This window comes from Stenotrophomonas sp. Steno-Z10-HUANG (genome assembly GCF_056393075.1).
In genome coordinates this window covers 80,190-103,376 of record NZ_JBWJPA010000001.1, presented here as the reverse complement: position 1 = coordinate 103,376, position 23,187 = coordinate 80,190, and the positions used below count along the sequence as shown (strand labels likewise).

Sequence of the window (23,187 nt, the reverse complement as noted above, 5' to 3'; positions counted from 1 at the left end):
AAACGAATGAACCGCTGCCCCTCCCTTTCGCTGTTGACCGCCGCGCTGGCCGCGGCCCTGCCGCTGCACGCGCACGCCCTGGACACCGCCGCCGAGCGCTCGCCCACCGAGCTGGCTGCCGTGCGTGTACAGGCCAAACAACCCGGCGCAAAGGAGCCGCAGTCCAACAGCTTCGGCAGTGGCGACTGGAAGAACACCCCGGCCTCGATCAGCGTGCTGGACCGCGGGCTGCTCGACCGCCGCGTGGTGCGCACGCTGTCCGAGCTGGCCGACAACGATGCCTCGCTGGGCGACAGCTACGCGCCGGTGGGCTACTACCAGAACGTCGCCATCCGCGGCTTCGCGCTGGACACCGCCACCGGCTACCGCTTCAACGGCCTGAGCATCGCCGGCGAACAGCGGCTGGCGCTGGAGAACGTGCAGCAGGTGGAAATCCTCAAGGGCGAGGCCGGGCTGGCCGCCGGGGTGATCGCCCCGGGCGGCGTCATCAACTACGTGGGCAAGCGCCCGGCCGAGGTGCGCAACGTCACCCTGGGCACCGACGCCGAAGGCTCGCGCTACGCCGCCATCGACATGGGCCACTGGCTGACGCCGCGCATCGGCGTGCGCTTCAACGCCGCCTGGGACAACAGCCACTCCTACATCGACCATGCCGACGGCCGCCGCAACTTCTACGCGCTGGCCACCGACTGGCTGATCGGCGAACGCGGCAAGCTGGAGGTGGACGCCAGCTACCAGACCAGCGCGCAGCGCTCGGCCTCGGGCTACCAGCTGCTGGGCGCCAGCGCGCTGCCGCAGCACGTGGACCGCACGCAGATGCTGGGCTACCAGCGCTGGCAGAAGCCGGTGGGCATCGACAGCACCAACCTCAGCGCACTGCACACCTACGATTTCAGCCCGGCGTGGCAGTCGCGCGTGTCGGCCAGCCACAGCCGCTCGGTGATCGACGACAACGTCGCCTTCGCCTACGGCTGCTACTACGCCCAAGCCTGCTGGGATGGCAGCGTGCCGGGCAACTACTTCGCGCCCAACGGCGACTACGACATCTACGACTACCGCAGCCCCGACGACACCCGCCGCAACCAGCAGCTGCGCGCCGAACTGCGCGGCCGCTTCGCCACCGGCGCGGTCGGGCACCAGCTGGTGCTTGGCGCCGACTACTTCCACCGCAGCGTGGACAAGCGCCGCAACGTCAACGCATACGTCGGCACCGGCAACATCCATGACCCCGCGGTGCCGCAGTTCGAGCCCTCGCCGCTGCAGCCGGGCCCCTCCGTGCGGCGCGTGGACAGCCGCCAGAAGGCGCTGTTCGTGCTGGACCGCATGCAGCTGGCCGACAACTGGCAGTGGCTCGCCGGCGGCCGCTTCGTGCGCCTGGACGAGCGCGCCTGGGACAAGCGCGGCAACCCCGAGCGCGACAGCCGGGTGTCGCACTTCCTGCCGCAGACCGCGCTGATCTGGAGTGCCAACCCGCAGCTCAACCTGTACGCCAGCTACGTGCGCGGCATCGCCCTGGGCCAGGAAGCGCCGTTCTGGACCAGCAACGAAGGCAGCTTCCTGCCGTCGGTGCTGTCACGCCAGCTGGAAGTGGGCGCCAAGTACACGCCCACCGACGCGCTGACCCTGGGCGCGGCGCTGTTCCGCATCAGCCGGCCGTTCCAGTACGCCAAACCGGACGCCAGCGACTACGGCTACACCTTCGTGCAGGAAGGCCAACAGACCCACACCGGGCTGGAACTGAGCGCGCGCGGGCGCGTGGGCGACAACCTGCAGCTCAGTGCCAGCGCCAGCGTGCTGCGGGCGCGGGCGCGCGGCACCGGCACCCCGGCCTACGAAGGCCACCCGCTGATCAACGTGCCCACCACCCGCGCCAGCGTGCACGCCGACTACGCGCTGCCGTGGGTGCCCGGGCTGGGCGTGACCGGCGGCTGGCGCTTCGCGTCTTCCAACGTGGCCACCGCCGACGGCCGCGTGCGCGCCCCCGCCTACGGCGTGGTCGATGCCGGCCTCCGCTTCAGGCATGAACTGCACGGCCGCACGCTGGACTGGAACCTGAGCGTGGACAACGTGTTCAACCGCTTCTACTGGCGCGACACCGGCAGCAGCTCGGGCGACTACTACCTGTTCCCGGGCGCCCCCCGGCAGGCGCGGCTGACGGTGAGCTTCGCGCTATGAACCCGGCCCTGCTGGAATGGTCGGCGGTCATCGCCAGCGCCCTGGGCGTGTGGCTGATGGCGCAGCGGCGCATGCTGGCCTGGCCGGTGGGGCTGGTGTCGGTGGGCCTGTACGCGCTGGTGTTCTTCGAGGCGCGGCTGTATTCGGACATGCTGCTGCAGGGCGCCTTCGCCGCGTTCCTGGGCTACGGCTGGGCCACCTGGCACCGCCAGGACAAGCCCGACGGCCGCGTCGCCATCGCCCCGCTGGCCATGCAAGCCGGCGCCCGCGACCTGACCATAGGCGTGGCCTTCGGCCTGGCCCTGGGCGCGGCCATGCACACCTGGACCAACGCCGCCCTGCCCTGGCTGGACGCCATGCTCGCCGCGCTCAGCCTGGTGGCGCAGTGGTGGCAGGCGCGCCGCCACGCCGCGGCATGGTGGCTGTGGATCGTGGTGGACGTGGTCTACGTGGGCATGTACCTGGTGAAAGCGCTGCACGCCACCGCCGCGCTGTACCTGGTGTTCGTGGCGCTGGCGGCCACCGGCCTGCATGCGTGGAAGAAGGAGCAGAAACGGGCTCGGGCACACGCGCCGGCATCGCTTCCCTGACCCGTCAAACGCCCTCGTTTGCCGGCGGCCATCGATGCACGGGTGGCCGCCGGCGGGCGACAGGCCGCCCTGGTTGGCACAGGGAAGGGTAGCGGCGCTCCAAGGGAGGCCGCACTCAGTGCTCCAGTTCGCAGTGCAGCTCGATGCGGTTGCGGCCAGCGCTCTTGCCGCGGTACAGGGCGACGTCGGCCTGGCGCATGGCCTGCTCCAGCGAGGCTTCCCCGATGAAGCCGTGCGAGACGCCGATGGTCACCGTGCAATGCACCCCATTCCGGCGCGCTCCCTGCGACATGGATTTCTGCTCGATGGCGCTGCGCACACGCTCGGCCACCTGCAGCGCAGACGCGCTGTCGGACTCCAGGCAGATGGCGGCGAACTCCTCACCCCCCAGCCGGCAGACCAGGTCGCCCTTGCGCACCGCCCCGCGCAGGGCGTCGGCGACGCCACACAGCACGGCATCGCCGATGTGGTGGCCATGGGTGTCGTTGATGCGCTTGAAGTGGTCGATATCGATCAGCAGCAGATGCGCGGTACCAGCCCCGCGCCGGAAGTGAGTGTTCAGCGCCGCATCCAGGCCGCGGCGGTTGAGCAGCTGCGTCAACGGGTCGCGCGCCGCCGTGGCACGCAGCGCATCGCTCATGCGCCGCAACACCAGCCACACGATCAACGGCGGCAGAATCGTCGCCAGCGAGCACATGTAGACGTAGAAGACCATCTGGAACTGGCTGTCCATGCGCAGCGCCTCCAGCCCGCCCCCGAGCAGCTTGGCGAACTTCATGGCGTTGAGCACGCTGATGCCGCTGATCAGGCAGACGAACAACACCATCTCGCCACGTAGATCCCGCGCGAAGCTGCGCATGCCACGGAGCAGCACCAGCACCATGCCGGCGAACAGCACCGCACAGGTGGCCGCGAGCAGGGCATAGCGCCCCACCGGCCCCCAGACCGCCTGCGCCAGCCCCTGCAGGGCGACGTAGCCCAGCGCCACGGCCAGCAACGGCCGCAGCAGCGGCGCCGAACGCCCGAAGAAGCGCAGCCCACCCACGCAATACGCCACCGGCGCACACAGCGTGAGCATGTGGTTGGTCACGCTCATCCAGCCCCAGCCCTGCGTACCCTCCAGCAACTGCAGCACATACGCCCCGCCCAGCATGAGGTTGCCCAGCGCGAACACTTCCATCCCCATCCGGTCGCCTTCCAGGCGCCGGCTGATGAGCAGGAACATCACGGCAAAGCACAGCAGGTGGACGCAGAGCATGCCGACCAGGAGGGTTGCGATCATCGGGTGGTTCGAAGTTGGAGGGACAAGACCGGGGGCAGATTCGAGTGGTGAGTGGCTCACCTGCCGGCACGCAACGTTCGTTGCAGTGAACGTATCCGCTCACAGGCCGCGCGCCATGGCGGCGGCACGCATTGCGTGCAATGCCGCAATTACTATCGGCATGCGCTGGCGTTCTTTGAACACTCATCGGGACATCAGGATCAGAGCCGAGTTTCCAGAACAGCGACATGCGCCCCTTGGGCATCATTCTGGTGCGCATCGCCCCACCGGCGCACGGCGATCGGGCGGAAAGCAGGGGGGGGCGCCTCCGTGAGACGGCGGCTGCGCAGGCTTTTTCGTTTCAGAATCGTAAAGAAACCGCCTGCACTCCTCCGCGCCTATTCCTTGCGAAACAGGATGTTACAAGGGGCCCGGCCCCGAATTTATCGACCGGGAATCGTAAAGAAACCGGTCCACACCCAGGCCGTACCGAGCCGCCCGCGACAGCCTCATGTGCAACCGCGGGCAGGGGCAACGTGGTGCAGACCTCGACCCACCTGGGGCAATCGGGCATGGTGTGGGGCAGCTTATGCCCCAGGAATCGTATGGATACCGTTCCCGCGCCAGCAGCACCTAATACGCCCACCGCAACGGTGGCGCCCACGGTCGATGCGGTAATAGCCCCGCAGGGGCTCACCTTCCCCGCGCTCAACGCGGCACTGGATGACTACCTGGCGCGAACGGATGGCCCCAAAGCCGGCGCCTGGGAACGCTGGTCGCTGATTGCCGGCATCGCCGGTGCCGGGCTGGCCATGTTGCTGGGCAGCGTTCTTTCCGGGAAGGCCGGGGTTGTCGTCACCCAGTTGGGGCTCGCCGTAGAACTCCTGGGCCTTGGCACTTCGCTGTGCCTGCGGATACGCCGGGAGTGGCGCCAGTTCCGAGAGGCTCGCCGCGAACACGCGCGGGAGATCGAGGAGGGATATACGCAGTACCAGCAACTTGTCCAGCAGGTGCGCGCCTTTCCGTTGGAACAGCGCCGCCGGCGCCTGCGCTACATCCGTGACCGGCGAACCACCATGCATGAGCGCCTGGGCTTGTTCACCGGTGGAATGGAGCGGTTGGGGGTACTGCCGCTGCTCGTGGCGCTGTACCTGCAGTTCAAGGACTGGCGCTTGGGCAACTGGAACGCGTTTGCCAACATCACCCTCGTGCAAGGTGCCTTGGCCTTCTGGATCCTCGTCGCCTATGCACTTTCCTGGTACCTGGTGCACCTCCGCGCCCGGGTGCAGGCCTACGAGCTGCTCCTGGCCGAAGCCAATGCACAGGACGGCGAGTAGCCACAAATAGTGTTTCTTCGACTGTTGCGGTGCCCCTTTTGCGATGACAGGCAGGGACATGGCTGACAACACGAACCAACCAAAGCAGCTCGCCCTGTTACTGGCCTTGCTATTCCTGCTGGCCTGGGCCCTGCCAGCGACAGCCGCCGACGTCTGGGTGAACACCAGCACCGGCGTTTACCACTGCCCCGGCGGGCAGTATTACGGTGCCACCAAACGCGGCCGCTTCATGTCCGAGCGCGAGGCAGCGCAGCATGGGTACCGCGCCGCCTATGGCCGCACCTGCACACCCGGCGAGGCCGCCACCGGCCGGCAGCAGGCCATCCAACAGCTCACGCAATCGGCCACCCACGCCGCGCCCGCCGCCACCCGCGTCTGGATCAATACCGGCTCGCATGTCTACCACTGCCCCGGTACGCGCTACTACGGCGCCACCAAGCAAGGCCGGTACGCCACGCAAGCCGAGGCCGTCGCCAGCGGCAACCGGCCAGCGTATGGCGCGCGCTGCAATTGATATGGGCGCATCGCCCGCCTGCTACCCTGAATGGGGTAAATGATTGGGGGCAGACATGACCAACGCGGTACTCACCACATCCGAAAGCTCTGCCTACGACGATCAAATCGAGCGCCACTACCATTTCCCAGCCACCTATCTGAGGCAAGCGCAAGCCGCCATAGGCGACTTCATCCTCTACTACGAGCCACGCCGAACCACGGGACCGCATAGCGCCACAGGGCGCCAAGCCTATTTCGCCATGGCACGGCTCACCGCGGTTGAGGCGGATCCGCGCTCACCGGACCACTACTACGCGCGCATCTCCGAGTTCATGGAGTTCGACCGTGCTGTCCCCTTCAGGGAGAACGGCCACTACTACGAATCCATACTCAAGAAGGACGACGGGAGTACTAACAAGGGCGCATTCGGGCGCTCGGTGCGCAACCTACCACTCAACGAGTTCGCCGCCATCGTGCAGGCGGGGTTCGCTGCCGAGCTGGAACCGTGGGAAGCCGCCATACCGGACGAGCCGATGCTCGACGTGGACCTAGCGGAGGAAGCACCGCCAGAGTACGTACCCCGCGCCATCGTCCAACACGTCATCAACCGGAAGTTCCGCGATGCGCGCTTCAGGCGCCACGTGCGCGGCGCCTATGACAAGACCTGCGCGGTCACCGGCCTGCGCCTAATCAACGGCGGCGGCCGCCCCGAAGTGGAGGCCGCCCATATCCGCCCGGTCGAGAGCGATGGGCCAGATACCGTGCGTAACGGCATTGCGCTAACCGGAACGGCGCACTGGCTGTTTGATCGTGGGCTGATGAGCTTCTCCGATGACTACGACATCCTGCTCTCGCCGCACGGCGTGCCCGACGGGCTGGACAAGCTGATCCGCCCCGAGAAGAAGCTCATCCTTCCCGACAACCCCGCATGGCGGCCGCACCCCATTTACCTCCAGTGGCACCGTCGGGAACGGTTCAAAGCCTGATAGCCTCGCAGCCCGGCGCCGCTCTGTATCCATTCAGCCCATGACATTCGGCAAAGCTACACTAGAATGGGGAAGCTGTGGCGCCCCGCCACGGCAGGGAGGCTAGAAATCGGATGAGTGTTGGACACGCGAGTGTTTCGCCCGGTGCAACCGGCAACAGGAGCATTTCCCAATCTCTGAGGTTGGAACCTGGCCGATATCATCGGCTGATGCAGGTAATTGGTCGTTTTCGGCCAGCGGCAGGGGAAGACCAGCTCGCCGAAGCTCGCGATCTGGCCGTGGAGTGGCTGCAAAAGAAGAAGAGCTGGAATGTTGGGCCTAGCCAGGTCCGCAACGATCGGCCCGTGTATTTAGAAGACGAAACAAGTACACGAGCCCTTTCAATTGAATCAGCCCCAGGCCTTTGGGCTGTGCGCCTCGATGATCCCTGCGGCCAAGTCCCTGGTCGACAGTGGCGGGTTGAGTTTGTCCTCGTTGAAATGCCGGGCGAAGAAGCGCCTGCCTTCGGCTGCACGCTGAGTGTTCTTGTTCCTATTGGCAACACGGAACCGGTGAATCGTCCAGGCATTCCGGCGGTAGTCGGAATGATGGCGCGCGGCTTGGGGTTGAAGGAAGCGGGTCAACCACTCGATGGCAGCGTCTGGGAAGTGGACCGTCCTCACGAGGTGGACGAGCTAATCAACCTTATCGAGCGCCCTACGCGACCAATGTCCGTGGTGGTCGTCAGCCTTCCCCGCCAAGGAGCTCCCTTCTACGACCCCGCGAGACTTTCGACCACTCTGGCTGGACTATGTGTCGTTGCAACCGTCACACCTGATGCCGCACAGGAGCTCACAGCGCGATATGGCCGTGATCTCGGCGTTTTTGGTGACGCCCTCCGGCTGTTTCGTGTCGGCTTTGATGCCGACGTAGACGATCGATCCCGCCACCCGCTATTCCTTTCTCAGGCATGGCGGCACCGCTCCCACGCTGCGTTGGGGGTGATCAAGTCGGTGGCCATGGCTGATACCGTTTCGGGACGAGACGATAGGCGCGATATTCCTAGCTTCGGGGTCATCCGAAGCATTGCAGCGGATCAGCGAATCAAGGCCGCACTTCAGAGCGCCGATACGCTTAATGCAGCTGATGTAGAACAAGATATCGCAGCTTTACGCGATCAAGCAGAGAGCTGGGAGAAGTATGCGCTCGCGGAAGATCAGCGGGCACAGAGGGCCGAGGAGGCGCAAAGGCAGACCCTCTCCCGGCTTTATACCTACGCCAACCAGATCCGGAAACTAGAGGATGAGCTCAACGCGCTGCGAGCCACCCCTCAGACTGACTTCGATGTTCCGCTGGAGGATCTCTCCACTTGGGCTACCGAGAATTTCACAGGCCGGCTCGTAATCACCAATAGAGCCGCTCGCGCTGCAGCTGCATCGAACCACAATGAACCTCAGCTCATACTCAAGTGCGTCGAACTTCTCGCCAAGAGCTACTGGGACATGAAGGTTTACGGCGGCGCTGAAAGACAGGCAGCTTGTAAACAGCGCGAAGCTGAGCTTGGCGTACGGATTTCGCCAAGTGGCGATGCAGTGGATATGCGGCAATACGAAGCTGAGTACAGGGTTCGGTGGGAGGGGCGCGAGTACCGGCTGGACATGCACCTGGCTGGCTCAGATAGCCGAGACAGGCAACGCGGTCTGCGTATCTATTTCGCTTGGGACGATGAGCAACAGCTAGTTGTCGTCGGGCACCTTCCAACCCATCTGACAAGCACGCATACGTAAACGTTGGTCAGCTTATCGGTCTGATGGGGAAGACCCGCAGTTGCGCACGAAGGTGGCCAAGCCTCAGAGCGTCGTGCAGTTCCCGAGGTTCCCGAAGAGCAGCATCACCAACGCGCGTGGTGCCAAGGCGGTGATTCCTCCTCCGACTGCAGCGTTGGCTGCCCGGGTGGCGGCTTGCACCCATTTACGGCGATGAATCGTCTTAGCTATTGCCGGGACGATTTCAAGCACTACAGCTCCTACTCATTTGGGCACTGACTGTAGTGGCGGCCGCCGTCAGATTGAACACCAGCGCAGACGTTTACCAAAGCCTCGTGGGTAGTACTACTGCGCCACCAGATATTGGAACCTCCTGTCCGAACATGGGGCCGCGAAAATACGGGAACCACGCTGCCTACCGCTGCACCTGCACGCCAAGTGAGGCCGCCTCCGGCCGGCAGTAGGCTAATTCACCGTTGACGCGATCCATTGCTGACGCCGCGCCTGCCACCGCCGGCACGGCTGGGTCTACACGGCCTCCTACGCTTATCACTGCAAAGACACGCGCATTTACGCCCCCCCCAACAAGCCGCTATGCCAGCGACTAAACCCATCGTCAGCGGCCGTCGGCCAGCACATGGCGCTCGATGTAGCTGAAACAGGACCATGACGGGTGCACAGTACTAATTTGACTCTGACTCCGGCTTTTCGATTAGCAAACGCCCCTTCTGCGCGGTGATGCGCAGCTTGGCGCCGATGGCGAAGCCCAGCTGCTCCAGCCACAGGCCGCTCAGGCGCAGGTGCGGAACGGGCTGGTCGCCGCCGTGGCCGTGGGCGCCGGGGTAGTACGTACAGCTGACAGTGCATTGCCGGGGCTGGCGTGGGCGGCGGGGTGCACTTAGGCGGCCGCGGCGGGCGGGGAGCGGATCGGGTTGCAGGTCGGGCGGCGGCAGGGGCGGCAAGGCGTCGAGTAGCGTTTGCGCCAATGTGCGTGTATCGCGGCGGGCCGGGCGATTGACGCGCGGGGTGGCGGGGGCACGGCGGCGGCTCATGGGGCCTCCTGCGCGTCGCACGGGGATTGGGCCACGCCGCTGCACTCGCGCAGGGCGACATTGATGCGGGCGGACAGGCTGCGCAGGCACTGCGCCAGCACGCCGGGCTGGCAAAGCAGGTGCGCGGTGAGATCGTGGTTGCCCTGCTCGGTGGCCGCCAGCGCGGCCAGCCGCTGCATGACGTCGCCCACTTCAAGCAGCAGGGCGTGCGCGCCCTCCGGCAACAGGTAAGCCGGCGCGGGGGCCGGCGGGGATGGTGCGGTGTACATGGCAACGCCCTCCTGGAATACGCCAAGTACCGCCGCCCGAAGGCGACGGGATGTCGGGAGGTTCGAAACCGCACACAGACGGCGGGCGTATTTCCCCGAAGGGTGTTGTATTAGCCGCCCTCCCGACGCAGGCATCGCGTCGGCTTGTGCCCGCAGGATTGGGCACAAAAAACCCACCGGTTTGACGGAGGTGGGTACCGCTGTGTGAGGAGTTTCGACGCTCCTTAGGTAGAGAGAGTGCTGCCGCTCTGGAGGAATGTCAACAGTGGAAAAAAGCAAGCATCAAGAACTAAGCATAGCCACCCGACCAGCTCTCACAGATCTGACAAAGAACCGCGCCAAATTCCGAATCTATGCTCGCCCTTTCCCCGCGAATGAAAATGCAAGGCGCTCTCCGAATCCCGGCTCAATGCTATCAATAAACGCAATATGCCCCTTGAGAACGGCAATCTCATCGTCTGACAAAAGACCCATGCGCCATCGATAGTACATTGAACGAACATCACGCTTTCTCTTTCTACCAACCGACAGATTTCTATCTGGTGTTATATTAATGCCCGTAACAGACATCCGCACCTTTCTAGATACATGCAGAGTTTTATCTTCATTCAAACTCAAGCGAGGGTAGGCCAACCCGTTCAAAACACCCTCAACAAAACCCTGAACAATTTTCAGGACACCACGCTCCCTAGTTGAGAACGTCATATCGTCAGCGTAACGGGTATATTTAACGCCCCTATCTGCACACCAATCCGAAACAGTCCTATCAAAATCAAACATAATTGAGTTTGATATAAATGGAGAGGATGGTGCTCCGATACACAATCTCATGGGTGGTCGACGATTATCCACCCAGCAAAAGAGACGAGATATAGCCTCCACATCCGCCACACTCAAATCATGCCCAGCATTTCTGATGATGTGCTGACACACATCCCGTACAAGTATTGAAGAGAAAAAATCCCTAAAATCCAACTTCAGAATAAAGTTGGAACCCAGGTGAGCTTTGGCATTGCTGCCAATTGAGCAACCCGGATTATAAGCAGATGCAGCCTCATGCATAGGTAAAAGCGGGCGCAAAAAATCAACTGCCCAGTATTGAAGTGCTTTTACCTCTCGAGCGGGCTGACCCACAACTCTAAGCCCGCCATCTCGCTTTCTAATAGAATATATCTTGTATCTAAGTGGCGCAGTCTGAATGATTTTTTCAGCTTGCGACTCTAGAATTCCAACATCCGCAGCCATCCTCCCCACAATCGAAAGACCGCTCATCGGGCACCCCTCACTTCCTGGATAACACGAAAGCGCCTTTTGTCGGTTTTCTCATAGAAGTTGGCCACTCCATAAGCAATCTTGCCCCTATCGAAAACTCCCTGCTCCACCTTCCAGCGAACAAGCTCTCGATCAATCAGACTAACGTAAAATCGCTGACTTGATCTTGCAACAACGCGAAGCATTTCCATCAACTCGAGCATGAAGAGAACTTTCTTAACTTGCGCCTGCGTCTTCCTTACCCCAAGCCTTTCCAAAAATTCCTTAATCTCGCCAATGGTCAAAGCCCCAAACAGACCAATGACCTCACATACAAGTAACGCGACATGCAACCATATTGCAGGATCAAACTTACTATCTCTTGTTAGATCGGAAACTCTTCGACTTACGCTCTCAAAAATTTCCCCCTGCATTTCTGCAACAGCCGCACCATCATACCTAGGCAGGCCAATGTCCCTTGACATCCAAGGAAAACACTCCGCTTGATTCCCGAGGTTATCTTCAAGAAATTTAACAGGCCCCAATCTTATAAACGATTTTTCCTCATAGTGATGATTTGACATCACCAAGATCAACTTATCCCTAAATTGATCAAATGAAGCAAATATCCCTAGCTCAGCCAAGGCCCCTGGACTTTCCAGCACGAGAATAATTGCAGCCGACAACTCGGCGATATGACTTTCAAATTCAAGAAGATCAGTGTAATGACCATCAAAAGACCATCTGTCTATGCCATCAGCTAGACGAACGCGCGCCTTGAAAGCATCTCTTCTTATAAACTCTCGCAGAAGAGCTTCACGAATGGAAACAGGAGGATCAGCGCTTGCGTCGACTTTTCCGCCACATAGAAATATATATCCATCGAAAGCCAGCACATAACTTTCATCGAGTATCAACGACTCAATAAAAGCATGCCTTGGATCATCCATGTATTAACTCTGCCTCTGCTTTTTACAAAACTGCGCCGCAAACCCGGCAGCGGGATTTGTGAGAGCTCGCAGCAAATCCCGCTGCCGGGTTTGCGGCGATAAACTCGTTCAATCACATACAGTCTGGCGAATCGCCCGACATTCCCGTCATGGACGGAAATCACTAAAAAGCATGGTCATGCTATCCACAGCGAATCATCTAATCAAGAAAAAAGCGGCCAATGGCCGCTTTTTTCGACTACGACGCATCAAACCCCAACAGGATTCGCCTTCTCCGGATCAATGTTGTACTGCTTGATCGCCCGGGCCACGTCCTTCGCGGTCATCTTGCCGTCCTTGGCCAGCGCCGCGATGGCGGCGTGGGCGATGTAGTAGCGGTCAACCTCGAAGAAGCGGCGCAGGTTGGCGCGGGTGTCGGAGCGGCCGAAGCCGTCGGTGCCCAGTACCGAATAGGTCATCGGCACGAAGGCGCGGATCTGGTCGGCGTAGGCGCGCACGTAGTCCGTGGCGGCGATGGCCGGGCCCTGGCGGCCTTCCAGCAGCTGGGTGACGTAGGCCTTGCGCGGTTCGGCTTCCGGGTGGAGGCGGTTCCAGCGTTCGACGTCGAAGCCGTCGCGGCGCAGTTCGTTGAAGCTGGGGCAGGACCAGATGTCGGCGGTGACGCCGAAGTCCTTGTCCAGCAGTTCGGCCGCGGCAATGGCTTCGCGCAGGATGGTGCCGCTGCCCAGCAGCTGCACGCGCAGCTCGCCCTTCTTGGGCTTGCCGGCGTCGGTGAGCAGGTACATGCCCTTGATGATGCCGTCGGCTGCACCTTCCGGCATGGCCGGGTGGGTGTAGTTTTCGTTCATCAGGGTGATGTAGTAGTACTCGTCGACCTGGTCTTCCATCATGGCCTTGGTGCCATGCTGCAGGATCACGGTGACTTCGTAGCCGAAGGTGGGGTCGTAGCTGCGCACGTTGGGAATGCCGCCGGCCACGATGTGGCTGAAGCCGTCCTCGTGCTGCAGGCCTTCGCCGTTGAGCGTAGTGCGGCCGGCGGTGCCGCCCAGCAGGAAGCCGCGGGTACGCATGTCCGCGGCCTGCCAGGCCAGGTCGCCCACGCGCTGGAAGCCGAACATCGAGTAGTAGATGTAGAACGGCAGCATGGGCACGTTGCTGACCGAGTAGCTGGTGCCGGCGGCCATCCACGAGGCAATGGCGCCCGGCTCGCTGATGCCCTGCTGCAGCACCTGGCCGCTTTGGTCTTCGCGGTAGTACATGAGCTGGTCGGCATCCACCGGCTTGTACTTCTGGCCGTAGGGGGCGTAGATGCCGATCTGGCGGAACAGGCCTTCCATGCCGAAGGTGCGGGCTTCGTCGGCGACGATGGGCACCAGGCGCGGGCCCAGCTCCTTGTCGCGCAGGCTGATGTTCAGCGTCTGCACGAAGGCCATGGTGGTGGAATAGGTGCGCTCGCCCGAATCCTTGAGCAGGCGCTCGTAGGTTTCCAGCTTGGGCGCGTTGAACGACTTGTCGGCCTTGCGGCGGCGCTGCGGCAGGTAGCCGCCGAGCGCGGCGCGGCGCTCCTGCAGGTACTGCACTTCCGGCGAATCCGGGCCCGGGTGGTAGAACGGCACCTGGCCGTCCTTGAGCTGTTCGTCGGTGACCGGGATGTTGAAGCGGTCGCGGAAGTGGCGCACCGCTTCGTCGTCCAGCTTCTTGGTCTGGTGGGTGGGGTTGAGCGCCTCGCCGGCGCTGCCCATGCCGTAGCCCTTGACCGTCTTGGCCAGGATGACGGTGGGCATGCCCTTGGTGTTAACCGCCTGGTGGTAGGCGGCGTACACCTTGTGCGGGTCATGGCCGCCGCGGTTCAGGCGCCAGATGTCGTCGTCGGACAGGCTGGCCACCATGGCGGCGGTTTCCGGGTACTTGCCGAAGAAATGCTCGCGCGTGTATGCGCCGCCGAAGGCCTTGCAGTTCTGGTATTCGCCGTCGACGGTTTCCATCATGAGCTTCTTGAGGACGCCGTTGGTGTCCTTGGCCAGAAGCGGATCCCAGTAGGAACCCCACAGCAGCTTGATGACGTTCCAGCCGCCGCCGCGGAACACGCCTTCCAGTTCCTGGATGATCTTGCCGTTGCCGCGCACCGGGCCGTCCAGGCGCTGCAGGTTGCAGTTGACCACGAAGATCAGGTTGTCCAGGCCTTCGCGGCCGGCCAGGGCGATGGCGCCCAGGGTCTCGGGCTCGTCGCTTTCGCCGTCGCCGATGAAGCACCACACCTTGCGGTCGGACTTCTCGATGAGGCCGCGGTTTTCCAGGTAGCGCATGAACTGCGCCTGGTAGATGGCCGCCAGCGGGCCCAGGCCCATGGACACGGTGGGGGTCTGCCAGAAGTCGGGCATCAGCCACGGGTGCGGGTAGGACGACAGGCCGCCGCCGTCCACTTCCATGCGGAACTTGTCCAGCTGCTGCTCGCTGATGCGGCCTTCCAGGAAGGCGCGGGCGTAGATGCCCGGGGCGCTGTGGCCCTGGATGAACAGCAGGTCGCCAGGGTGGTTTTCACTGGGGGCGCGCCAGAAGTGGTTGAAGCCCACGTCATACAGCGTGGCGCCGGAGGCGAAGGAGGCAATGTGGCCGCCCAGGTCGCCCGGCTTGCGGTTGGCGCGCACCACGGTGGCCATGGCGTTCCAGCGGATGATGGAACGGATGCGCCATTCCAGCTCGGCATTGCCGGGGCTCTTGGCCTCCAGCTGCGGCTCGATGGTGTTGACGTATTCGGTGGTGGGGGAGAACGGCAGGAACGCGCCCGAACGACGGGTCAGCTCAACCATGCCTTCCAGTAACTGATGCGCGCGCTCGGGGCCCTCGACATCGATAACGGCCTTCAACGACTCGATCCACTCCTGGGTTTCCAGGGGGTTCGGGTCGTTGTGCAGCACTTCATTCAACCAGTTCATTGGCGCTCCCAGGTACGGCACGCACGCGCGCGCTTGTTCAGTAGTTTTGAGCCGCAAAGTGTAGCGCACCCGCCCGCCTGCGAAGCTGGCTACGCCTGCGTATGGGCGTGCCGGCGGCGGTGTCTGGCGGACAACGCGCGACAGTGCGTTGGCCGCCCGCGGGACAGCGGCGGACAGGTGCAACGCCCTGTGCGCCTTGTTGCGGCACGTTGCCCGTGGAGCGGCCGCGCGCCCGCGTTGAGGCAGTGCCCGACCAGGCACCAGTGGCGACACACAACGCCACGGAACAGCGTGTTCCCCATGGATGCGGGGCTTGCCCGCCGGGGCCCGCATTTCGTAGATGCGGGGCTCGCCCCGCATGGGGGCATTTCCGGCGAACCCCGTGCCGGGCAAGCCCGGCACCTACGGGGCGTTTGACCGCTCTCTTGGCCCGTGAATGCGGCGCTTGCCGCGCAGGGAGCCTGGCACCGTAGATGCGGGGCTTGCCCCGCATGCGGCCTTCCCGGCGAACCCCGTGCCGGGCAAGCCCGGCACCTACGGGGGCGTTTGCCCGCTCTCTTGCCCGGTGAATGCGGCGCTTGCCGCGCAGGGAGCCTGGCGCCGTAGATGCGGGGCTTGCCCCGCATGCGGCCTTCCCGGCGAACCCCGTGCCGGGCAAGCCCGGCACCTACGGGGGCGTTTGCCCGCTCTTTTGCCCCGTGAATGCGGCGCTTGCCGCGTGGGGAGCCGCGCATTTCGTGGATGCGGGGCTTGCCCCGCATGGGGCCTTCCCGGCGAACCCCGTGCCGGGCGAGCCCGGCACCTACGGACACGTTTGCCCGCTCTTTTGCCAGTGAATGCGGCGCTTGCCGCGCGTGGAGCCGGGCACCGTAGATGCGGGGCTTGCCCCGCATGGGGCTTTCCCGGTGAGGCCCCGTGCCGGGCAAGCCCGGCACCTACGGGCGTTTGCGCCTCCTCGCTCCGTGAATGCGGCGGGCCGCGCAATGCGGCTGGGTGGCTGGCTGGGGCGCCGGTTTGCGACAGGGTGGTTTTCGATATATCGTCACGACAAAATTCGATATATCGAAATCATGTCGCCCGCGCCGCCGCCCACCGCCCGTAAACGCCCCACCGCGCGCCCGCTCGGCCGTGGCGACCTGCGCCTGCTGGTGCTGTCGCTGCTGGGGCAGGCGCCGCGGCATGGGTATGAGCTGATCCAGCAGGTCGGTGAGATGTTCATGCACGTGTATGCGCCCAGTGCCGGCTCGGTGTACCCGCTGCTGGCCGATTTTGAGAAGCAGCGCTGGGTGGTGGCCGAGGAAGACGGCGGCCGCCGGCGCTACCGCATTACCGCCCTCGGCCAGGCGCAGCTGAAGCTGCGGCAGGCCGAGGTGGAAGCGGCGCAGCTGCGCGCCCGCCACAGCGCGCGCGCCATCACCAAGGCCAACCTGCCGCCGCCGGTACGCGAGGCGATGCACCGGCTCAAGAAGGCGCTGGTGCTGCGCGGCGGCCGCTGGCAGGACGTCGATGCCGGGCGCGTGGCCGCGCTGCTGGAACAGGCCGCGGCGCTGGTACGCCAGGGCGACGCCGACGCCTGACCTTTCTGTTTTCCCACGACCGAGCCAGACGCCTCCCGCCAGGTCACCCCGGCGCACTGCGCCCACCGACCCCCAGGTATGCCCATGTCATTGCACGAAAACCGCACCCTTCGCCTCACCCCGCGCTTCCGCCAGTTGCAGGTACTGCGCAGCGAGCGCCTGACCCCGCACATGCAGCGCATCGTGGTGGGCGGCGCCGAGCTGGAAGGCTTCGAAAGCCCGGGGCCGGACGACCACGTCAAGCTGTTCTTCCCCAATGCGCAGGGCGCGTTCGTGCTGCCGGAGCTGACCGCGCAGGGCCCGCGCTACCCGGACGGGCTGGTGCCCTCGCCCAGCCGCGATTACACCCCGCGGCTGCACGACGCCGCGGCCGGTGAGCTGGTGCTGGATTTCGTGCTGCACGGCCACGGCGTGGCGTCGGGCTGGGCGCTGCGTGCACAGCCGGGCGATGCGCTGGTGGTGGCCGGGCCGCGCGGTTCATTCCAGGTGGCCGACGACTACGACGCGTATGTGCTGATTGGCGACGAGACCGCGCTGCCGGCCATTGCCCGGCGCCTGGCGGAACTGCCGGCACACGCGCAGGCCGAGGTGCTGGTCGAGATTCCCGAGGAGGCCGACCGGCAGCCGCTGCCCAGCGCCGCGCAGGTGCGGGTGTCGTGGCTGGAGCGCAATGGCGTGGACGCGGCCAGCAGCACCCTGCTGGAGGACGCGCTGGTGGATTTCGAGGTGCCCGACGGCGATGCGTACTACTGGATCGCGCTGGAATCGCGGCGCGCGCGGGCGATGCGGCAGTTCTTTACCGGGCACCTGCAGGTGCCGGCGGACTGGATCCGCGCCACCGGGTACTGGAAGGCGCACCCCGGCGATGCCGACTGAGCCGCCCGCGCCACGACGCCGGCGCGGACGCCCGCTGCTATGCTGCGGGCAGTTGATCCGGTTGCCTGCCATGACCCCGCGCCCGCTGAACCTGCTGCTTGTTCCCGCCACCGCCGTGCTGCTCGCCGCCGGCCTGGGTGGCTGCCTGTCCACCCCCGGCCCGACGGTGGCCGGCGACGGCCGCTGCGATGCCTCACGGTCGCAGTGGGCGGTAGGCCAGCCCGGCAACGAGGCGAACATCCGCCGCCTGAAGCAGGAAAGCGGCGCCGGGCTGCTGAACCCGATCGGCCCGGCCACCATCGTCAGCCGCGATATCCGCCAGGACCGGCTGCGGGTGTACCTGGACGCGGGCAACACCATCACCGCGGTGCGCTGCGAATAGGCGCCGCGCGGCCCGACCCGCGACGAACGACAAACGAGCAAAGGTCCGCCCCCGGCGGGCCTTTTGCGCATGGGCGATGCGACAATCGCGCCCGGTCATGACGGAACAGGCGGCAACGTGGGCAAGCTGACGATGGCGGTGATGGATACCCTGCAGGCACGCGTGGCCGACGATGGCCAGTGCGACACGCTGCTGGCCGGGTTTGCGCAGCCGCAGGCGCTGCGCGCGCCGCTGCGGGCGCTGGTGCAGGCGCAGCAGCAGCTGCTGCAGGCCGAGCACGAGGTGGCGCAGGTGGCCGACGTGCTGCGCCGCGACCAGAAGTACGCGCCGGCCGGGCGGCCGTCGATCCATATCGTGCAGCTGCGCAAGCAGCAGGCGGCCGCAAAGCAGGTAATGCTGATCGCGCGGCAGCGGCTGGCGCAGGTGGCGCAGACCTTCGTGCAGGCCAGCGGGCTGGCGCTGAAGCCGAAGCAGTCGCCCAGCGAGGCGGTGCTGGCGTGGCTACAGGCACTGCGCTGAGCCACCGGCGCGGCCGCGATGAAAAGCACAAGGCCCGCCATTGGCGGGCCTTGTGCGTACTGCGTGCGGGCCAGGTGCCCGGCGGCTTATTCGGCCTTCGGGATCGAGGCTTCGGTGGTGATGCGCACCTTGACCTCGTCGCTCACGGCCGGGGCGTAGGCGCCCACGCCGAAGTCGCTGCGCTTGAGCGTGGTGGTGGCGTCGAAGCCGACCGACGGCAGCTTCAGCATCGGGTGCTCACCGGCGCCGTTGATGGTGACGTCCAGGGTGACCGGCTTGGTGGTGCCCTTGACGGTCAGGTCGCCGGTGACGGTGAGCTTGTTGGTGCCGGCGGCTTCGACCTTGGTGCTCTTGAAGGTGGCGGTCGGGAACTTGGCGGCGTCGAAGAAATCGGCGCTGCGCAGGTGTTCGTCGAACTTGCCGGTGAAGGCGTTGAGGCCCGACAGCGGCAGGGTCACTTCCACGCTGGACTTGCTGACGTCGGCGGCGTCGTAGACCAGGGTGCCGTCGACGTTGCCGAAGTGCGCGCTGGGGTTGGAGAAGCCCATGTGGGTCCACTGCACCAGCACGTCGGTGTGGGTCGGGTCGAGCTTGTAGGTGCCGGAAGCGACCTGGATCGGGGCGACTTCGGGCGCGGCCGGGGCGGCGGCGGCTTCGGCCGGCGCGGCGGCGGTGGTGTCGGCCGGGGCGGCCGGGGCAGCGGTGTCGGCCGGCTTGGAGCAGGCGCTGATGGCGGCGGCCAGGGCCAGCGGGAGCAGCAGCTTGGTGACGGTGGACATGGGTGTCTCCTGGGATGCGGGATGAGAAGGCGGGAACGGTCTTTTCAGCATGCCGGCGCGCCTGTTACGGCGCCGGGTGGAGCGGTCAAACGATACGCGCGGCTTCGTCGAAGGACAGGCGCGGCAGGCGCGGGAACACGCCGGACGGATCGCCATAGCCCAGGTTGACGAGGAAGTTGGACTTGATGGCGGTGCCGGCGAAGAACGCGGCGTCGACCTTGGCGTTGTCGAAGCCGGACATGGGGCCGGCGTCCAGGCCCAGCGCGCGCGCGGCCAGCATCAGGTAAGCGCCCTGCAGGCTGCCGTTGCGGAAGGCGGCCTCGTGGCGGCCTTCGCGCGGGCCGTCGAACCAGGACTTGGCGTCGGTGTGCGGGAACAGGTACGGCAGCTTTTCGTGGAAGTCCTCGTCGTAGCCGACGATCACCGTGACCGGCGCGGCCAGGGTCTTGGCCAGGTTGCCTTCGGACAGCGCCGGGGCCAGCTTCTGCTTGGCTTCGGCGGACTTGACGAACACGAAGCGCGCCGGCGTGGAGTTGGCCGCGGTCGGGCCCCACTTCAGCAGGTCGTACAGCGCGCGCAGCTGGCTGTCCTCGACCGGGCGGTCCTGGAAGGCATTCTGGGTGCGCGCGGTGCGGAACAGCTGGTCGAGCGCGGCATCGGCAAGAACATCAGACATGGAAACTCCGTGATGGATTGGCTACGGTCGTGGCCTTGTACGGGCAAGCCCCGGACAATGCCAGCGCAGCAGAGGCCGCAGTGTAGGGCGTCGTGACTGTTGCAACACCCGGCCTGACTGAAACGAATTAATGCCACACGCGAAACGATCGACGCTTCCCTGGACGATCACCGACGGCCGCGCCGGCAACGTGCGCCAGGCCGTGGCGTTGGCGTCGGCGCTGCGCCTGGGCGGCCAGCAGCGGCTGCAGCTGGCACCGCGCGCGCCGTGGCGCTGGCTGGCGCCGCGCACCCTGCCCGGCGCCGCGCGCGGCTTTGGCGAAACGTTCGAACGCCTGGCCACCGGGCCGGCGCCGGCGCTGGCGATCGGCTGCGGCCGCCAGGCCGCCGGCGCGCTGCGGGTGCTCGGCGCGCGTGGCACGCGCACGGTGCAGATCCTGGACCCGCGCATCAATGCCCGCCACTGGGACCTGGTGGTGGTGCCCGAGCATGACCGCCTGCGCGGCGGCAACGTGCTGACCCTGCTGGGCAGCCTGAACCCGGTGACCGACGACTGGCTGGCCTGCGGCCGCGCCGCGTTCGCCAGCTTCGAGCAGTTGCCCGGGCCGCGCACCGCGCTGCTGGTGGGCGGCCCCACCGACCATGCGCCGTGGCAGCAGGCGGAGATCGTGCCGGTGCTGCGCGAACTGGCCGCGCGCATCCGCGCCGAAGGCGGCAGCGTGCTGGCCACCACCTCGCGGCGCACACCGCGGCCGGTGACCCAGGCGCTGCTGCACGCGTTCGACGACGTGCCCGGGGTGATCTGGAGCGACGGCGGCGACGGCAGCAACCCGTATGCCGGCCTGCTGGGCTGGGCCGACCGGGTGGTGTGCACGCCCGATTCGGTGAACCTGCTGTCCGAGGCGTGTGCCACGCGGGTTCCGGTGGGCGTGCTGCTGGGCCAGCGCGCGCAAGCGCGGATGCTGCGCTTCCAGCGCGCGCTGCGCGCGCGCGGGCGCCTGCTGGACGGGCTGGACGCGCTGCAGGCCGATCCGCGGCAGCCGATCGAACCGCTGCGCGAAACCCCGCGCATCGCCGCCGAGGTGAAGGCGCGGCTTGGCCTGTAACTCTTTCTTACGTGCCCCCTGCAAGGATGCGCCGCCGATGAACCGCCATCTTCCCGCCCTGCTGGCGCTGGGCCTGGCCACGCTGGCGCCGGCTGCGCTGGCGCAGCCGCCGGCCTGCGCCCCGCGCTACCCGCCGCCCACCACGATGGCGGCGATGTTCGACATGGCCGCGCTCACCGCCGACACCCTGGACGCCCTGCCCGGGGTGGACGTGGCCATTGCCGCACGCGGCGGCCAGGACCTGAGCCGGTATGGGCTGCGCCACAGCCACCTGGCGTTCCTGCGCCGCGACGCCGCCGGCCGCTGGGAGGTACTGCACCTGCTCAACCGCTGCCAGGGCGGTACCTCGGCGCTGTACCGCGAGGGGCTGGTGAACCTGGTGGGCGAAAGCGCCATCCGCACCGACCTGCGCGTGGGCATTCCCAGCGCCGCGGTACGCGCGGCGCTGGCGCAGTTGCTGGACGGCGATGCCGCGCCGGCGCGTGCCCTGCACCAGCCGCGCTACAGCATGCTGGCCTACCCCGGCAGCAGCGACTACCAGAACTCCAACCAGTGGGTGCTGGAAGTGCTGGCCGCGGCCATGGCGCGCGCCGGCGAGGGCCGCGTGCTGGACGGGCGCAGCGCGACGCGTGACTGGCTGCAGCGCAACGACTACCGCCCCGCGCGGCTGCACATCGGCCTGGGCAAGCGGCTGGGCGCGCGCCTGTTCGCCGACAACGTGGCGGTCACCGACCACCCGGCCAGCGAGCGCCTTTCCGGCAACTATTCGGTGGTGACGGTGGAATCGGTGTTCGATTTCCTGCACCACCGCGGCGCGCTGGAGCGCGAGCTGAGCATTCCCCACCAGGGCGACGCGGCCGCCGCGCCCGCCCCCTTCTTCCCCGTGACCCCAGGAACGCCCCCATGAAGCCCTTGCCCGCCGCTGCCGCCCTGACCTTCGCCCTGGTCCTGCTGCTGCCCACTGCCCCGGCACGCGCCGGCGACAACCTGAACACCTCCGACGTCTCGGTGCTGCTGGTCAGCGGCAGCGCGGTGATGGTGGTCTCCGGGCCGGTGTTCGTGTCGGCGGCGGGCGTGAACCGCGCCAGCGAGCTGTCCAGGACGGCGGACGACCGAAGCGACGGCCGCCGCCGGATCAGTGCCGGGCCGCTGCCGGACATGCAGGTCAAGGCGATCGCACCGACCGCCGATGGCGGCCGCAGCGTGACCCTGGTGGACCCGCGCGACCCGGCAAACAGCGCGCGCCTGCAGTGGCCGCAGCGCGAGGACAACCCGGCCGCCAATTTCGTGCCCGGCCAGACCGTGGCCTTCACCCCCAGCCCGCGCGGCAGCGGCTGGATGCTGCGCGCCGAGGACGGCGCGGTGCTGACCTTCGTGCCGACCATCGAGGCGGCCGACGACAGCCACAGCGCCACGCTGTAGGCCCGTACCCGGCCACCGGCAGCGGGTGAAGGGCGGTAAAGCCGGCGGCCGGTACAATGCCGGCCCGTTGTTGCCTGCCTGTTCCGGCACCGCCACCCACTTTTCCCCGCCCGCCGGCGGCCACGCCCCCTGGCGTTGCCGCCCGTTGCCCGTCTGCAGCCATGTCCCCGACTCCGCCGATCCGTTTCGCCCCGCTCACTCCCTTGTCGCTGCTGCTGGCCGTGCTGGCCATGGGCGCGGTGGTGCTGGGGTCGAACGTGCTGGTGCAGTACCCGATCAACGACTGGCTGACCTGGGGCGCCTTCAGCTACCCGGTAGCGTTCCTGGTGAGCAACCTGATCAACCGCCGCTTCGGCCCGCAGGCCGCGCGGCGCGTGGCCTGGGCCGGCTTCGCGGTGGCGGTGCTGCTGTCGGTGTGGATCGCCACGCCGCGCATCGCGGTCGCCTCATGCATGGCCTTCATCTGCGCGCAGCTGCTGGACATCACCGTGTTCGACCGGCTGCGCCGCGGCAACTGGTGGCGCGCGCCGGCGGTGGCCACCAGCTGCAGCGCGACCCTGGACACGGCGATCTTCTGGACCATCGCCTTCGCCGGCGCGCCGCTGCCGTGGGTGAGCTGGGCGGTGGGCGACTGGCTGGTCAAGCTCGGCATCGGCCTGTGCCTGCTGGTGCCGTTCCGCGCACTGCTGTGGAAGATGGCACCGGCGCGGATGTAAGGCGCCGCGGCGGCGTGTTTCACGGCGGCGGGGCTTGCCCCCGGCGTGTGGCTTTGCCGGTGAAGCCCCGTGCCGGGCGAGCCCGGCA

Annotated in this window: 22 protein-coding genes; 14 read left to right on the top strand and 8 right to left on the bottom strand. The window is 66.1% G+C overall.

Going from position 1 to position 23,187, the window contains the following annotated elements; genetic code table 11:
- The first annotated feature begins 6 nt into the window (after window positions 1–6).
- Window positions 7–2,175 (top strand): TonB-dependent siderophore receptor, encoded by a 2,169-nt coding sequence (locus AC06E6_RS00500; protein WP_478059874.1) that lies wholly within the window; start codon window positions 7–9, stop codon window positions 2,173–2,175.
- Window positions 2,172–2,765: a nicotinamide riboside transporter PnuC gene (gene pnuC / locus AC06E6_RS00495; protein ID WP_313254794.1), complete on the top strand. Its 594-nt coding sequence runs from the start codon at window positions 2,172–2,174 to the stop codon at window positions 2,763–2,765. The genes AC06E6_RS00500 and pnuC overlap by 4 nt, the downstream gene beginning before the upstream one ends.
- A gap of 115 nt (window positions 2,766–2,880) precedes the next feature.
- On the opposite strand, the gene AC06E6_RS00490 is transcribed toward pnuC, so the two are convergent.
- Window positions 2,881–4,047 carry a GGDEF domain-containing protein gene (locus tag AC06E6_RS00490; protein ID WP_478059873.1) on the bottom strand — a complete coding sequence of 389 codons (1,167 nt, stop codon included), beginning with the start codon at window positions 4,045–4,047 and terminating at the stop codon, window positions 2,881–2,883.
- A gap of 584 nt (window positions 4,048–4,631) precedes the next feature.
- On the opposite strand from AC06E6_RS00490, the gene AC06E6_RS00485 reads away from it, so the two are divergent.
- The 4 genes from AC06E6_RS00485 to AC06E6_RS00470 all read left to right on the top strand — a co-directional run bounded on the left by AC06E6_RS00485 (window position 4,632) and on the right by AC06E6_RS00470 (window position 8,610).
- Window positions 4,632–5,363: a hypothetical protein gene (locus AC06E6_RS00485; RefSeq protein WP_478059871.1), complete on the top strand. Its 732-nt coding sequence runs from the start codon at window positions 4,632–4,634 to the stop codon at window positions 5,361–5,363.
- Window positions 5,364–5,421: 58 nt separating this feature from the next.
- On the top strand, window positions 5,422–5,877 hold the full coding sequence (locus tag AC06E6_RS00480) for a hypothetical protein (RefSeq protein WP_478059869.1): 456 nt from the start codon (window positions 5,422–5,424) through the stop codon (window positions 5,875–5,877).
- 55 nt (window positions 5,878–5,932) lie between these two features.
- Window positions 5,933–6,844: an HNH endonuclease gene (locus AC06E6_RS00475; protein WP_478059867.1), complete on the top strand. Its 912-nt coding sequence runs from the start codon at window positions 5,933–5,935 to the stop codon at window positions 6,842–6,844.
- Window positions 6,845–7,053: 209 nt separating this feature from the next.
- Entirely contained in the window at window positions 7,054–8,610 is a 1,557-nt protein-coding gene (locus AC06E6_RS00470) for a hypothetical protein (protein ID WP_478059866.1), read from the top strand.
- 662 nt (window positions 8,611–9,272) lie between these two features.
- On the opposite strand, the gene AC06E6_RS00465 is transcribed toward AC06E6_RS00470, so the two are convergent.
- The 5 genes from AC06E6_RS00465 to aceE form a co-directional block, all read right to left on the bottom strand.
- Entirely contained in the window at window positions 9,273–9,641 is a 369-nt protein-coding gene (locus tag AC06E6_RS00465) for a SymE family type I addiction module toxin (protein ID WP_478059864.1), read from the bottom strand.
- Window positions 9,638–9,910, bottom strand: a complete 273-nt coding sequence (locus tag AC06E6_RS00460; protein WP_478059862.1) for an XAC0095 family protein — start codon at window positions 9,908–9,910, stop codon at window positions 9,638–9,640. Before AC06E6_RS00460 ends, AC06E6_RS00465 begins: the two co-directional genes overlap by 4 nt.
- A gap of 351 nt (window positions 9,911–10,261) precedes the next feature.
- Complete coding sequence (locus tag AC06E6_RS00455; protein WP_478059860.1) at window positions 10,262–11,182, bottom strand: retron St85 family RNA-directed DNA polymerase; 921 nt, start codon at window positions 11,180–11,182, stop codon at window positions 10,262–10,264.
- The gene (locus AC06E6_RS00450) at window positions 11,179–12,111 is read right to left on the bottom strand and encodes a retron St85 family effector protein (RefSeq protein WP_478059858.1); all 933 of its coding nucleotides are present in this window, start codon (window positions 12,109–12,111) and stop codon (window positions 11,179–11,181) included. Before AC06E6_RS00450 ends, AC06E6_RS00455 begins: the two co-directional genes overlap by 4 nt.
- Before the next feature lie 248 nt (window positions 12,112–12,359).
- Entirely contained in the window at window positions 12,360–15,047 is a 2,688-nt protein-coding gene (aceE, locus tag AC06E6_RS00445) for a pyruvate dehydrogenase (acetyl-transferring), homodimeric type (RefSeq protein WP_427852169.1), read from the bottom strand.
- Between the two features lie 1,070 nt (window positions 15,048–16,117).
- On the opposite strand from aceE, the gene AC06E6_RS00440 reads away from it, so the two are divergent.
- The 4 genes from AC06E6_RS00440 to AC06E6_RS00425 all read left to right on the top strand — a co-directional run bounded on the left by AC06E6_RS00440 (window position 16,118) and on the right by AC06E6_RS00425 (window position 18,401).
- Window positions 16,118–16,624 carry a PadR family transcriptional regulator gene (locus AC06E6_RS00440; RefSeq protein WP_478059856.1) on the top strand — a complete coding sequence of 169 codons (507 nt, stop codon included), beginning with the start codon at window positions 16,118–16,120 and terminating at the stop codon, window positions 16,622–16,624.
- 84 nt (window positions 16,625–16,708) lie between these two features.
- Complete coding sequence (locus AC06E6_RS00435; RefSeq protein WP_478059855.1) at window positions 16,709–17,500, top strand: siderophore-interacting protein; 792 nt, start codon at window positions 16,709–16,711, stop codon at window positions 17,498–17,500.
- Window positions 17,501–17,570: 70 nt separating this feature from the next.
- On the top strand, window positions 17,571–17,882 hold the full coding sequence (locus tag AC06E6_RS00430; RefSeq protein ID WP_293760988.1) for an I78 family peptidase inhibitor: 312 nt from the start codon (window positions 17,571–17,573) through the stop codon (window positions 17,880–17,882).
- A gap of 117 nt (window positions 17,883–17,999) precedes the next feature.
- Window positions 18,000–18,401 (top strand): hypothetical protein, encoded by a 402-nt coding sequence (locus AC06E6_RS00425; RefSeq protein ID WP_054667716.1) that lies wholly within the window; start codon window positions 18,000–18,002, stop codon window positions 18,399–18,401.
- A gap of 86 nt (window positions 18,402–18,487) precedes the next feature.
- On the opposite strand, the gene AC06E6_RS00420 is transcribed toward AC06E6_RS00425, so the two are convergent.
- Window positions 18,488–19,180: a YceI family protein gene (locus AC06E6_RS00420; protein ID WP_104939683.1), complete on the bottom strand. Its 693-nt coding sequence runs from the start codon at window positions 19,178–19,180 to the stop codon at window positions 18,488–18,490.
- An 85-nt stretch (window positions 19,181–19,265) separates the two neighbouring features.
- Window positions 19,266–19,856 carry a malonic semialdehyde reductase gene (locus AC06E6_RS00415; protein WP_054667717.1) on the bottom strand — a complete coding sequence of 197 codons (591 nt, stop codon included), beginning with the start codon at window positions 19,854–19,856 and terminating at the stop codon, window positions 19,266–19,268.
- A 130-nt stretch (window positions 19,857–19,986) separates the two neighbouring features.
- On the opposite strand from AC06E6_RS00415, the gene AC06E6_RS00410 reads away from it, so the two are divergent.
- From AC06E6_RS00410 to AC06E6_RS00395, 4 genes are all read left to right on the top strand, one after another.
- Window positions 19,987–20,961 carry a mitochondrial fission ELM1 family protein gene (locus AC06E6_RS00410; RefSeq protein ID WP_478059851.1) on the top strand — a complete coding sequence of 325 codons (975 nt, stop codon included), beginning with the start codon at window positions 19,987–19,989 and terminating at the stop codon, window positions 20,959–20,961.
- 37 nt (window positions 20,962–20,998) lie between these two features.
- Window positions 20,999–21,868 carry a DUF2145 domain-containing protein gene (locus tag AC06E6_RS00405; RefSeq protein ID WP_478059850.1) on the top strand — a complete coding sequence of 290 codons (870 nt, stop codon included), beginning with the start codon at window positions 20,999–21,001 and terminating at the stop codon, window positions 21,866–21,868.
- On the top strand, window positions 21,865–22,383 hold the full coding sequence (locus tag AC06E6_RS00400) for a hypothetical protein (protein ID WP_478059848.1): 519 nt from the start codon (window positions 21,865–21,867) through the stop codon (window positions 22,381–22,383). The genes AC06E6_RS00405 and AC06E6_RS00400 overlap by 4 nt, the downstream gene beginning before the upstream one ends.
- A gap of 161 nt (window positions 22,384–22,544) precedes the next feature.
- Window positions 22,545–23,099 carry a queuosine precursor transporter gene (locus AC06E6_RS00395; protein WP_293760975.1) on the top strand — a complete coding sequence of 185 codons (555 nt, stop codon included), beginning with the start codon at window positions 22,545–22,547 and terminating at the stop codon, window positions 23,097–23,099.
- Window positions 23,100–23,187 lie beyond the last annotated feature (88 nt).

What these genes read in the sequence shown, in the direction of transcription:
- AC06E6_RS00460 (WP_478059862.1), bottom strand. Translation starts at nt 9,910, where the DNA reads ATGTACACCGCACCATCCCCGCCGGCCCCCGCGCCGGCTTACCTGTTG.
- AC06E6_RS00475 (WP_478059867.1), top strand. Translation starts at nt 5,933, where the DNA reads ATGACCAACGCGGTACTCACCACATCCGAAAGCTCTGCCTACGACGAT.
- AC06E6_RS00395 (WP_293760975.1), top strand. Translation starts at nt 22,545, where the DNA reads ATGTCCCCGACTCCGCCGATCCGTTTCGCCCCGCTCACTCCCTTGTCG.
- AC06E6_RS00455 (WP_478059860.1), bottom strand. Translation starts at nt 11,182, where the DNA reads ATGAGCGGTCTTTCGATTGTGGGGAGGATGGCTGCGGATGTTGGAATT.
- AC06E6_RS00405 (WP_478059850.1), top strand. Translation starts at nt 20,999, where the DNA reads ATGAACCGCCATCTTCCCGCCCTGCTGGCGCTGGGCCTGGCCACGCTG.
- aceE (WP_427852169.1), bottom strand. Translation starts at nt 15,047, where the DNA reads ATGAACTGGTTGAATGAAGTGCTGCACAACGACCCGAACCCCCTGGAA.
- AC06E6_RS00415 (WP_054667717.1), bottom strand. Translation starts at nt 19,856, where the DNA reads ATGTCTGATGTTCTTGCCGATGCCGCGCTCGACCAGCTGTTCCGCACC.
- AC06E6_RS00440 (WP_478059856.1), top strand. Translation starts at nt 16,118, where the DNA reads ATGTCGCCCGCGCCGCCGCCCACCGCCCGTAAACGCCCCACCGCGCGC.
- AC06E6_RS00485 (WP_478059871.1), top strand. Translation starts at nt 4,632, where the DNA reads ATGGATACCGTTCCCGCGCCAGCAGCACCTAATACGCCCACCGCAACG.
- AC06E6_RS00490 (WP_478059873.1), bottom strand. Translation starts at nt 4,047, where the DNA reads ATGATCGCAACCCTCCTGGTCGGCATGCTCTGCGTCCACCTGCTGTGC.
- pnuC (WP_313254794.1), top strand. Translation starts at nt 2,172, where the DNA reads ATGAACCCGGCCCTGCTGGAATGGTCGGCGGTCATCGCCAGCGCCCTG.
- AC06E6_RS00400 (WP_478059848.1), top strand. Translation starts at nt 21,865, where the DNA reads ATGAAGCCCTTGCCCGCCGCTGCCGCCCTGACCTTCGCCCTGGTCCTG.
- AC06E6_RS00450 (WP_478059858.1), bottom strand. Translation starts at nt 12,111, where the DNA reads ATGGATGATCCAAGGCATGCTTTTATTGAGTCGTTGATACTCGATGAA.
- AC06E6_RS00435 (WP_478059855.1), top strand. Translation starts at nt 16,709, where the DNA reads ATGTCATTGCACGAAAACCGCACCCTTCGCCTCACCCCGCGCTTCCGC.
- AC06E6_RS00420 (WP_104939683.1), bottom strand. Translation starts at nt 19,180, where the DNA reads ATGTCCACCGTCACCAAGCTGCTGCTCCCGCTGGCCCTGGCCGCCGCC.
- AC06E6_RS00480 (WP_478059869.1), top strand. Translation starts at nt 5,422, where the DNA reads ATGGCTGACAACACGAACCAACCAAAGCAGCTCGCCCTGTTACTGGCC.
- AC06E6_RS00500 (WP_478059874.1), top strand. Translation starts at nt 7, where the DNA reads ATGAACCGCTGCCCCTCCCTTTCGCTGTTGACCGCCGCGCTGGCCGCG.
- AC06E6_RS00430 (WP_293760988.1), top strand. Translation starts at nt 17,571, where the DNA reads ATGACCCCGCGCCCGCTGAACCTGCTGCTTGTTCCCGCCACCGCCGTG.
- AC06E6_RS00465 (WP_478059864.1), bottom strand. Translation starts at nt 9,641, where the DNA reads ATGAGCCGCCGCCGTGCCCCCGCCACCCCGCGCGTCAATCGCCCGGCC.
- AC06E6_RS00410 (WP_478059851.1), top strand. Translation starts at nt 19,987, where the DNA reads ATGCCACACGCGAAACGATCGACGCTTCCCTGGACGATCACCGACGGC.
- AC06E6_RS00470 (WP_478059866.1), top strand. Translation starts at nt 7,054, where the DNA reads ATGCAGGTAATTGGTCGTTTTCGGCCAGCGGCAGGGGAAGACCAGCTC.